The following is an 11684-nucleotide window of genomic DNA, read 5'->3' on the forward strand; positions in this document are numbered from 1 at the left end:
AAGATACTTACAATTCCAATAATCCCGAATAATAATCATTTATATATTTTTGAAACAGCCACTCGTACTGCTTGATCAACAATTGGTTTCGTGCATTATCCAGCTTAGTCTTTGCTGTGAGAAACAAAACTGAATTGCTATTCCCGGCATCGAAATGCACTTGGGCTATACGAAAGGCCTCTTCATAACTCCGTTCCTGTTTTTTTAGGTTCCCGACGTTTTGCTTTAGCGTGGAGAGATTGAAAACGGTTTTCGCTGTTTCTTCACGCACAAGGTTTTCCTGCACTTTCTTATTCCATCGCGCTTGTTCCAAATCTATTCTTGCTAGCTTCACCTGGCTGCGTACAACCATCTGATTAAAAATTGGAATTTGAAGCGTCAGTCCAATCCCTTTCGATGGATAATTACGAATCTGTTGCCAATAATTGTAGCCCATCGCATCGACACTTGAATAAGGGGCTTGAATATTGGCGTTTAGAGAAAGCGACGGATAAAAAGCAGATTTAGCCACTTTGACATTATGCTCTGCTTCATCGATCCTATTCTTAAAACCTTTAAAATCGGGAAGTACCAAAAGCGCTTGTTCGTAGAGCGCAGCATTTGACAGCGAGGTTGCCTCTGAAGGCAACGGTAAGGGCTCAAGCTCCGGGAGTTCATCCGGTGAGATGTACATCAGCCCCGCCAACCGTGCTTCGGAGGTATACAAATCTTGCTTGGTGGTTTCCAAGATATTTCGCTCCGTAGATGCCTGCCCCTCAATATCGTAAAAATCACCTGGATTTATAGCGCCTTCTCGCTGCATCACACTGGCCCTATGTAGGCTTTCTTCTGTTACAGCGAGCTGATTTTGAGCTTGCTCCAGCATATCACGAGATGTCAGAACGAAAATATAGGCCTCAATGACATCCAACCGCAGCTCATTAATGGCGCTTTCAAACTCAAACTTCCCCGCTTGGCGTGCACTAGCTTTGCTCCGTATATCATGTAACACTCGAAAACCGTTGAACACGGGCATGCTAAGCGACAATGATTGAGCGCCAATGAATAAATTGTTATCCACAAATTGGTTAGTAGTGCTGTTGATACTCCGACCTTCGCTATAGTTGTGGCTAATATTGCCATTTAGTGTCGGAAGGCGATTGTACCTAGCCTGCCTGTAATTCACTTCATTCCGAGCCAGCTCCAGCTCCGATCGCCTCAAACCGGGATTATTCTTGATCGCAATAGAAACGCAAGTAGCTAAAGACATTTTGCTTTCAGATTGACCCAGCGCAGCATCGCTACTAAAAACACAGATCCATAAGAAAACGATATATCGTAGATTATTTTTCATCAAAAACCTTTTCCAGCGATCAACACAGCGCGTGCCAAAAACATAAACAACTCATCCCTAACAGTATGCAAACACGCAACACCTACTACTGTTCGATTATGAACATTGGGTGTACGCCGTTGAACATGGGTCTGGACAGATGCTTTTACAGCGCAGCTTAAATAAACTTTCGCGTTATCGATGGAGAAGTGAGGGCATACTTCGGCAGATAGATGGAAGAGCACGGACCTTTCCCGTGCACATTGGTACAGTTTTTCAATCATCAGCGGCGATTTTTCCGTAGCTACATTCTTATGTAGAAAGATCTATTTGATCGTAGGCTGTTGATATACAATATTTTTCAAACAGCTTCAATGATTCGAAATTGAGCATATTAGTCACATCGAGACATTTTGGACACAGCTTTAATTTCGCTTTCGGTACTTTCGAATCAAAGGGAGTGACAACCTTTCTAACAAGGCAAACAATGTTAAGCGCAAATTCCAATCCCTTTGAAAGCCAGCAAAAACGAAAATTATCCAGTTGTTCAAGACCGAACAGCGATCTGTCCGATTACGGACATATACATAAGAAACCCTATGTTAAACAGCTAATAAACAACATATTACGAATTTGGCACATCTTTAAAGGATAGTTACGAGAATAATTAAGAAACACTATTATATACATTTTTGACCTTAAATATTAATGGATAGACCGATAGAACAGAAGAGATGGAATACGAAACGTATCTTAACGCTTGTAGGTGTTTTGAGTATTGTGGGCTTGATAGGCGCTAGCTATTACTTCACAAGCGGAAACAGTAAGCTCAATGTTGAGGCAGATCGTATCAGCATTGTTGAAATAAAAGAAGGAACATTTCAAGAGTTTATCCCGATTAATGGAACTGTACTTCCCATAAGCAGCATTTACTTAGATGCCTCTATAGGGGGGCGCGTGGAAGAAAAATTTGTTGAGGATGGAGCCGTCCTGAAAAAAGGCGACGCCATCATGCGTCTCTCTAACACCGATCAAGAACTGAGTCTTGTGCAGCAAGAAACGCAGGTATTGAACTTATTGACGCAGACACAAATTGCCCGAACAAATGCGGAACAGGTGTCTATAAACAATAGGAACCAAATGGCTGATGTGGAACTAGCGCACCGCGAAGCGGAGCGGGTTTACAAATTAAATCAAAAATTGTATGATGAAAAGGCAATTGGCAGCCAGGAATACCAAAAGTCATTGAATGAATATAATTACCAAAAAGAACGGGTAAACTTAACGAAGCAAATCTTAAGACAAGATTCTATTTCCTCTAGCCAAAAGGCTTATCAAGATCGGGAGACTTACAAACGCACGCAGGGTGCTTTGGAATTGATGCAGCAAAAAGTTGGTGACCTGATTGTACGCGCACCTGTTGACGGACAGCTGACATCTTTCGATGCGGAGATTGGACAAAATAAAAATCCCGGCGAGCGCTTGGGACAAATAGACGTATTGACAGGGTTTAAGGTTCGCGCCGAAATTGATGAGCATTACATAAGCAGAATTTTCACTGAACAGGTGGGCGAATTTACCATCAGCGGCAAAAACTACCAACTGAAAATCAAAAAGGTTTATACGCAAGTTACCAACGGTCGTTTTCAGGTTGACATGGAATTTACGGGTGATGTGCCAAAAGGTATACGCCGTGGACAGACGCTACAGATTCGCCTTGCGCTAAGCGATGAAACAAAAGCAATTCTCTTAGCGAAGGGTGGCTTCTACCAGCAAACTGGCGGAAATTGGATCTTTAAATTAGATAAAAATGGTAATACAGCCTACCGCGTTGATATGCAATTGGGCAGACAAAATCCAGAATATTACGAGGTGGTAAGCGGCTTGCAACCGGGTGATAAGGTGATTGTGTCGAGCTATGAGACATATGATAAAATACAGGAATTGAATATACGATAATTAACTACATAACATGATCAAAATAACAAACCTCCAAAAATACTATCGCACCGAAGAAGTGGAAACCGTGGCCTTGAACAATGTCAACATCCATGTGAAGGAAGGTGAATTTGTTGCGGTAATGGGTCCTTCGGGATGTGGGAAATCTACGTTGTTGAATATCGTTGGTTTATTGGACGACCTGGATGAAGGAAGCTATCTCTTTAATAGTATCGAGGTGGCGAAATTTAAAGAGGGCAAACGTTCCGACCTGCGCAAACACAACATTGGCTTCGTTTTCCAGAGCTTTAACTTGATTGATGAACTTACTGTTTTTGAAAACGTGGAACTTCCTTTGGTTTATACCAATGTTCCGGCAGCTGAACGCAAACGCCGCGTAGAGGAAGTGCTGGAAAAAGTGCAGATCATGCACCGTCGCAACCACTTTCCGCAGCAGCTCTCGGGAGGTCAGCAGCAGCGCGTAGCGGTAGCCCGTGCCGTAGTTAACAATCCGAAACTGATCTTGGCCGATGAGCCTACAGGTAATCTTGACTCCAGCAACGGTAACGAGGTAATGCAATTGCTGACGGAGCTGAATGAGGCTGGCACGACCATCGTGATGGTAACACACAGTGAGCATGATGCAAAGTTTTCAGATCGCGTTATCCGCATGCTGGATGGGCAGGTGATTATGGAAACAGAGAACATCGAAGCTCGATAGCACTTTTTGCCTAAGCAGAAGGGTACACGTCTAACGTAGACGACCACGTAAACAACAACCTAAGAGCTAAATTATGCTAAACTTTAAAATTGTATTCCGACAGCTATGGCGAAACCGCCTGCTCACGGCGCTGAACATTATGGGGCTTGCCATTGGCATCAGTGCGTGTTGGATTGTTTTCCGGGTGGTCCATTATGAATTTAGTTTTGATAGGCATATCCCAGAAGTAGAATATATCCAACAAGTAGTTTGCGTAGATGATGAGCCGAATGCCAGCAATGGTTTTGTCGGTGTACCTTTAGGAATGGCGCCGTTACTCACGGACCAAACACTTCCCGATGCTGCTGTGGTACCGGTTTACTCGCAACATTTCGAACGTTTCCGGATTTCACAATCTGATAACAACGATCCACTTCTCGTAGAAGAGCCAAAAAAAATCATTGGCATTAATAACAACTATTTCGATATGCTTCCATATGAATGGCTGGCGGGACACGCAAAAACAGCGTTACTCGATCCATACAACATGGTTCTTCGAGAGGATGTAGCAGCAGAATACTTTCCAGGTTTGCAAACCTCCGAGATTGTAGGAAAAACCATCATCGCAGATTCTACAGAGTACACCGTATCCGGTATCGTAAAAACCCTACCCTACCCAAGCAGCTTTCAGGCTAAAATATTTGTCGCCATACCTGACAAAGAATGGTCCAGCCACAATTGGTTGATGTTGAATTCGAGCTATTTGCTTTATATAAAAACTAAAAATGCTGCATCGCTACAAAGGCTATTAGCTGTGGCTCAAAAAGAGTATGATAAGATTGGTGCTCCTGAACACTTGAAATTCGGTGCTGCTAGCAAGTTTGAGACGTTCTCGCTCGCTAATAAACACTTTGAAGAAGCTTATGATAGCGAAGGCATATCTGCAGACCCTAAGGTGATGTATGGCTTGGTTGCAATCGGTTTTTTTGTGCTGTTACTTGCTAGTATCAACTATATCAATCTAAGCACAGCGCAAATCCCGCAACGTGCCAAAGAAATTGGTATTCGAAAGACTTTGGGAGTTCGTCCGCTGCATATTACGGTCAGCTTCTTAGTAGAAACATTATGTGTTACAATTTTGGGTTTATTCTTTTCTTGGCCAATTATCAAACTTTTCGAAATCAGCTATCCGGAATTTATCCCTGACGGAATTAATGCGTTCGACAATGGCGGCGTGGTAGCACTTTTTTTGACTGGACTTATTCTTCTTATCTCATTGCTGTCCAGTATTTACCCAGCCTATTTGATAAATAATTTACGCTCTATCGAGATGCTTAAAGGCAAAATTGACTCAAAAATAAAGGGCACGCGTTTCACACTTCGTAAATCGCTTATTGTTTTCCAATTTATCATCGCTCAATTTTTTATTGTTAGCGCGATTATTGTCAGCCAACAGCTCGATTTTACATTACATACCGATTTGGGATTTGAGAATGAAGCAATTGTCAATGTCCGAATACCCTATAAATCATACCAAAATAGCGATGTAAATCCGCTCCTCTATAAAAATGCATTACAGCAGCATTCTGAGATCGTTGCCGTATCCGTTGGACACGAACCGCTGAATGATAGTTATTGGGGAAATGTGTATCATTTTGCTGCAGATACTGGTAAGATTCAATTACATACACCTCGTAAGTACATCGATGAAAACTATATCGATCTGTATCAGATACAATTAATGGCTGGCAGAAACATTCAGTTTACAGACACCATGCGCGAGGTATTAATTAACGAATCAGCGTTAATAGCATTAGGCTTGAAGAATCCTGAAGATGCTATTGGTCAACAACTGGTTCGGATGGACAACGCCGTTCACCCTATCGTTGGTGTTTACAAAGATTTCCATCAGCGTTCTTTACGCGACAAAACAGGGCCACTTATTTTGGGATCATCAAACAACCCCCACCAGTTACAGCATTTCAATATCAAATTGCCTACAGATCGAAAAAAATGGCAACAGACATTGGCCATCATGGAAAAAGAATGGAAATCGTTCTATCCAAATGCCCCTTTCGAATTTAAATTTAATGAGGAAAGAATAAAAAACGTCTATGAGAAAGAGTATCGCACAGCCAAACTAATTGATTTGGCAACCGGTGTAACGATTTTAATCAGCTGCTTTGGCCTTTTTGGATTGGCCACTCTCACTGCTTTTCAACGAACGAAAGAAATAGGTATACGAAAAGTATTAGGCGCCTCAATCAGTAGAATTGTAGCTATGCTTTCCAAAGACTTTGTGGTTTTGGTGACTATCGCGATCATAATTTCCACGCCCATCGGGTGGTGGGCTATGAATAATTGGTTGAATGATTTTGCCTACCGCATAGAAATTGAATGGTGGGTTTTCGTTTTGGCCGGCTTTTTAGCGGTAGGAATTGCATTGTTGACGGTAAGCTATCAAGCAATTAAGGCTGCAGTAGTGAAACCAGTAGATAGCCTGCGAGATGAGTGATTGTGAGTAGTGAGTAGTGAGTAGTGAGTAGTGAGTAGTGAGTAGTGAGTAGTGAGTAGTGAAAAGTCACTTTCTCAGTTAGCGTCACTACAGGAGTTTTTTACTTTTTAATTCTGAATTTTTACTTTTTTTGATCATGATCAAAAACTACATTAAAATAGCTTGGAGAAACCTGCGCAGCCAGAAGCTTTTCTCTGTTATCAAAATCGGAGGGTTCGCGTTTGGTATTGCAGTATCCTTGCTTATTGCGCTCTTTGTGCAGCATGAGCTAAGCTACGATAAGTTTTATCCCGATGCTGATCAGATATATAGGTTAGTTGGTGTTGCTAAGCAAGACAACGTTATCCGGAAGGGTATCTCCCTCCCCGCCCCCACCGGGCCAACGTTTAAAGAAGAGTTTGCCGCGATAGAAGCGACGGGCAGAATGCTCTCTAACCCACTTTTCGGAGCAGGAAGCAATCAACTATCCACCAACGACAACCCCGAGAATTTTTCGGACAATGGCTTTACCTATGTTGACCAGTCGCTGTTAGATATGCTGCCGTTACGAACAGTATTTGGTTCATTAGCACACGCGCTTGACGAACCTAACAGCATTGTTATCACAAAAAGCAAAGCCGAGAAATATTTCAAAGGCGATCCGATCGGGAAAATCATCTACTTAAATAACGATAAAGACAAGCCCTATAAAGTGAATGCCGTCATCGAAGATGTGCCCAGTAATTCACATCTCCAAGGCTTCGATTTTTTTATGACCCTTTCAGGCATTGATTTCTATCCGGGTGAACAGCAAAATTGGGTAGCGAGTAATTATAGCACTTATATTAAAGTGAAGAAGGACACAAACACGGAACTGCTAGCACAACAATTAACCAAATCATACATTAACGATCACTACAAGCCTGCTGCTATCCTAGCGGGCATGCAAATAAACCCTGTCCTGAATTCGGCCAAGCTTGTATTGCAACCCTTAACAAAAATCCATCTCCATTCGACCGACATCAAGGACTATAAAATAGAAACCCAAAAAAGGGGCGATATCAAAGTGGTATGGATCTTTGCCGGTATAGCCAGTTTTATATTGCTGATTGCAGCTATCAACTTTATCAACCTCTCAACAGCCAATGCAAGCACGAGAGCCAAAGAAGTCGGCGTAAGAAAGACGATAGGCTCTAGTAGAAAGGCATTGATCAATCAGTTCATTACCGAGTCCCTACTGTACAGTATTATTTCCGTTCTTCTAGGCATTGCGATTAGCTTTTTGCTCCTACCTCTATTTAACAATTTGGCCGATAAAACACTGTACATCCCTTGGAATACATGGTACTTTATACCGGCAACATTGCTTACAGCAACTGGATTAGGGCTGCTTTCAGGGGTGTATCCGGCTTTCTTTCTATCGAGTTTCAAGCCCATTGCAGTATTGAAGGGCAAAGTTTCGCCAACAAGTGGAAGCTCAAATTTTCGAAACGGATTAGTGGTGTTTCAATTTGCGACCTCCATCATGCTTATCATCGGCACACTTATTATAAACCAGCAGCTGAATTTCATTCTAAATAAAGATGTTGGGTTCAGCCGAGATCAGGTATTGGTTTTACATGGAACGTCTACTCTGGGCAACCAGGCGAAGGTTTTCAAAGAAGAATTAAACACTATTCCTGCTGTACAAACGGTGGCTATTAGTGATTACATTCCCGTAAATATCGACGGCTCAAAACGGAATGGCAACAGTTTTAACCTTGAAGGAAGGCAGCAGGAGGAAGCCGGTAAAGGCGGTCAGTTTTGGGTGGTCGATAAAGACTATATCAACACTTTTGGACTCCACCTCGTCGCCGGTAGAAACTTCAATATGAATATGGCTTCCGACTCGGCGGCGGTTATCGTGAACCAACGGATGGTGCAAGAACTGGGTATAAAGGATCCAATTGGCGCACGCATAACGAATGGCAACACCTACACGATTATCGGTGTAGTGGAAGATTTCATCTTCGGCTCCCTCCGCGAAGAAGGTATAGATCCACTGTGTATGGTTATCGGAGGAAGCAATTCGCTCATATCCGTTAAGATCAAGCCTACGAATGCCGCACAGACGCTACGTGATATCACAGCGATATGGGATAAATTTTCACCGCAGCAGAAGATTCAATACAGTTTTCTAGACGAAGGTTTTGCCTCGTTATACCGGGATGTACAGCGCACACAAGAAATTTTCACGGCCTTTGCCATTATCACCATTTTTATTGCATGTTTAGGCCTTTTCGGCTTGGCAGCCTACACCACTGCCCAACGCACGAAAGAAATCGGTGTGCGCAAAGTCTTAGGCGCAAGTATAACCGGCATAATAAGGTTGCTGTCGTTCGGCTTCTTAAAACTGATCGTGTTAGCGCTATTTATCGCCACACCTATAGCTTGGTGGGCGATGCACACCTGGCTGCAAGATTTTAACTATCGCACGGAAGTAAAATGGTGGGTTTTTGTGCTGACAGGCGGGATCAGTCTATCAATCGCTATGGGAACGATTTGCTACCACGCTATACGAACGGCACGCATGAATCCCGTGAATAGCTTGCGAGACGAATAGCGCGTAGCGCACAGTGAGTAGTGAAAAATTACTTTCTCAGTTAGCGTCACTACAGAAGTTTTTACTTTTTAATTTTTTACTTTTTGATCATGATCAAAAACTACATCAAAATAGCTTGGCGCAATCTCTTGAAGAGTAAGTCATTCTCTATAATAAATATTTTAGGATTAGCGATTGGCATGGCAGGTGCGCTCCTGATTGCGTTGTGGGTGGAGAATATGATTTCCATGGACCGGTTTCATGAGAAGAGTGATCAGCTCTACATGATGAGCAATCGTGATGAAAATCAAGGAGAAAAATCGGCTTGGGTAAGTACGCCGAAGATATTAGGGCCTTCACTAGCAACAGATTTCCCAGACATTGAGGAATTCACCCGATACGACGAAGGCAATGAACTCTTAACAACATTTAAAGAGAAAAAATTGATTGCCTATACCGTCTTCGTTGATCCGGGATTCTTTGAAATGTTCTCACTTCCATTTATCAAAGGAGAAAACAACATCGAATTTGACAATCCGAAAGGCATCGTCTTGACAGAGAGTTATGCCAAATCTTTATTTGGACATGAGGATCCTATCGGAAAATCAATAAAGATCGACTCTGTTGATCAAGTTACCGTACAGGCTATACTCAAAGATTTACCCAGCAATTCAAGTTTTAAATTTGACGTTCTACTTCCATTTGCGTATGCTAAAACAATTGGCTATGTCGATGACAATTGGGGAAACAATTCAGTAAGCACGTATATCCTACTAAAAGAAGGAACATCACTTCCAGCTTTCAATGAAAAGATAAAAACATATGCCCGAGATCATTTCAATAAAGTTGCGGCGGAAAAAGGGTATCAGTCGGCGAAAAATACAGGAGAAATTTTTGCATTCCCCTATGTCGACTCCTTCCTCTACAACAGTGGGAAGGGTGGAAATTACACTTCGGGGCGTATTGATGTCGTTAAGCTCTTTATATGGATTGGTCTTTTTATAATGTTAGTGGCTAGCATCAACTTCATGAACCTGAGCACCGCCCGCTCCGAGCGCAGGGCAAAAGAGGTAGGTGTCCGAAAGGTAATTGGTGCGAATAAAACGACCCTTATGGCTCAGTTTCTGACGGAAAGCATTTTGATTAGCTTATTTGGAATGCTAGTCGCTACATTACTCATTTTTATAGCCCTACCATTTTTTAATCAACTTGTTGGAAAACAACTCAGCTTATCTTTACTAAACATCCAAACTTGGCTGCTCTTAATCGGCTTTGCCATAATGACGGGCATATTAGCCGGTACCTATCCAGCATTCTTCCTTTCCTCTTTTCAGCCAATTAAGACTTTAAAGGGAAAACTAGTTGCCAAAACAAAAGGGTTTAGTGTTCGATCGATCTTGGTTGTAACGCAATTCAGTTTGGCCATTGTCTTAATTATTGCTACGCTAGTTGTGACAAAACAAATCCAACATACCAAACAACGTGAACGAGGGTATAATGAAAACGGCTTAGTATATACCAACCTTAAGGGTGATCTGGAGAAAAACTACAAACTTATCCGCGATGAGCTATTGGCCAGTAATGCCGTAATCTCTGTTTCGAAAAACATGTCTCCTGTGACCGATAGATACAGTAACGGTTGGGGCTTTACCACGGGCACACCTACGGAAGAAGATAAACGAATTTCCTATAATCGTTTTAGTACGGATGCCGATGCGGTAAAGAATCTAGGGTTAACACTTGTAGCGGGGCGAGATATAGATATTTATAAATTTGCAACAGACAGCACGGCATTAATTTTAAATGAATCAGCTGTTAAAAGTCTTCACCTTGAGAATCCAATAAATAGCATAGTTGATGGCGATGGTACAAGATGGACTGTCGTTGGTGTTGTGAAGGATTTTATTATAGGCTCACCGTTTGGAGATAATTTTCCTATGGTAATTTTAGGCCCACGGGCTTGGTTTACCACTATCCACTATCGATTAAATACTAACAGAAGTACCGCTGACAATCTCAAGATTATTGAATCAATTTTCAACAAATTTAATCCTGATTATCCTTTTGAATATCAGTTTGTAGATAAGACTTACGAACAGAAATTTAAAGAAACGAAGGCGATAGGCACACTCTCTATGGTGTTTGCAGGATTAACAATCTTTATTTCTTGCCTTGGGCTGTTGGCACTAATCGCCTATATGGCGGAGACACGTATGAAAGAAATTGCCGTTAGGAAGGTGTTGGGAGCGACTGTCATGCAGGTCACCTCCTTACTCTCCATTGATTTTATAAAGCTTGTTATAATTGCGATTCTGATAGCCTCTCCGATCGCTTGGTGGGCAATGGAAAACTGGCTACAGGACTACAGTTACCGCATCGAAATAAAATGGTATTATTTTGTTATTGCAGGATTAATGGCTGTGCTGATCAGCATGGCAACAATTAGCTATCAAGCGATTAAATCTGCACTGGCCAATCCGGTAGATAGTTTGCGGGATGAGTGATGCAAAGTAAAAAGTCAAAATTAAAAAGTTAAAAAATTGAAAGTTAGAAGTAAGAAGCTAAAAATCTTAAGTAAAGACGACCGAAAACGGGTATTAGCATCTAAGTCTAAAATCTACATACTAAGATCTAAATACTAAGTACTATGATCTAAATA

Annotated in this window: 6 protein-coding genes; 5 read left to right on the plus strand and 1 reads right to left on the minus strand. The window is 41.9% G+C overall.

Annotated features, from left to right (window positions below):
• Window positions 1-7: 7 nt before the first annotated feature.
• Window positions 8-1333: a TolC family protein gene (locus tag DI53_RS04000; protein ID WP_037495648.1), complete on the minus strand. Its 1326-nt coding sequence runs from the start codon at window positions 1331-1333 to the stop codon at window positions 8-10.
• A gap of 687 nt (window positions 1334-2020) precedes the next feature.
• Here DI53_RS04000 and DI53_RS04005 point away from each other — a divergent pair.
• From DI53_RS04005 to DI53_RS04025, 5 genes are all read left to right on the plus strand, one after another.
• Window positions 2021-3271, plus strand: a complete 1251-nt coding sequence (locus DI53_RS04005) for an efflux RND transporter periplasmic adaptor subunit (protein WP_037495651.1) — start codon at window positions 2021-2023, stop codon at window positions 3269-3271.
• Between the two features lie 13 nt (window positions 3272-3284).
• Complete coding sequence (locus tag DI53_RS04010; RefSeq protein WP_037495654.1) at window positions 3285-3971, plus strand: ABC transporter ATP-binding protein; 687 nt, start codon at window positions 3285-3287, stop codon at window positions 3969-3971.
• Window positions 3972-4044: 73 nt separating this feature from the next.
• Window positions 4045-6465, plus strand: a complete 2421-nt coding sequence (locus DI53_RS04015; protein WP_037495657.1) for an ABC transporter permease — start codon at window positions 4045-4047, stop codon at window positions 6463-6465.
• A 136-nt stretch (window positions 6466-6601) separates the two neighbouring features.
• Window positions 6602-9046, plus strand: a complete 2445-nt coding sequence (locus DI53_RS04020) for an ABC transporter permease (RefSeq protein WP_037495660.1) — start codon at window positions 6602-6604, stop codon at window positions 9044-9046.
• 89 nt (window positions 9047-9135) lie between these two features.
• Window positions 9136-11529: an ABC transporter permease gene (locus DI53_RS04025; RefSeq protein ID WP_037495662.1), complete on the plus strand. Its 2394-nt coding sequence runs from the start codon at window positions 9136-9138 to the stop codon at window positions 11527-11529.
• The last annotated feature ends 155 nt before the right edge of the window (window positions 11530-11684 follow it).

It is taken from the genome of Sphingobacterium deserti (assembly GCF_000757725.1).
GTDB lineage: Bacteria > Bacteroidota > Bacteroidia > Sphingobacteriales > Sphingobacteriaceae > Sphingobacterium > Sphingobacterium deserti.